This is a genomic window from Micromonospora sp. ALFpr18c, from assembly GCF_008868155.1.
Lineage (GTDB): Bacteria > Actinomycetota > Actinomycetes > Mycobacteriales > Micromonosporaceae > Micromonospora.
In genome coordinates this window covers 1-589 of record NZ_WBKR01000465.1, presented here as the reverse complement: position 1 = coordinate 589, position 589 = coordinate 1, and the positions used below count along the sequence as shown (strand labels likewise).

1 pseudogene is annotated in these 589 nt (G+C 71.6%); it reads left to right on the top strand.

The features are described from left to right. A pseudogene (locus F8271_RS31710) lies at positions 1-589 on the top strand (hypothetical protein); the annotation flags it as partial.

Sequence of the window (589 nt, the reverse complement as noted above, 5' to 3'; positions counted from 1 at the left end):
GCGGGCCGAGCTGCGGTCGCTGTCGACTCGGGCTGACATCACCGCGACCAGCTTCGTGAACACCTACGAGTGGGGCGACTTCAAGGGTGACCCGCGTACGCTGATGGAGCGGTACTTCGACGCGCACCTGTACCTGGCGAACTGGGGCACCCGCCAGCTCATGCTGCGGCTACCGAACCACCTGCTCGACCCCGCAACCGTCGCCCAGTACTGCCAGGGTGACAGCGCGTCCGCCTGGACTGCCGGCGAGCACGTCATCATCGACCTTCACGACGGGGACGAGGACGGCGCCGACGAGTGGGACCTCGACGGCCACGGTCTGCTCGCCTCGATCATCCCGGTCCGGGCCGGCCTCGCCGCCGGTGACCTGCGCCTGCTCTACCTGGCCTGGCTGCGCTGCGTACAGTCCGCCGAGATCGCCGACGACGAGCCCGAACCGCCCGCCCCCGCCGGGCTGGGCACCCTCGACGCGGCCCTCACCGCCGTCGCCGAGTTTCTGCGCATCGACCCCGACCTGATCGCGGCCGCGGCCACCGGGTCGACGCCGGCCGCCTCCGGTGAACCGACCGCCGCGCAACTACGCACCTGG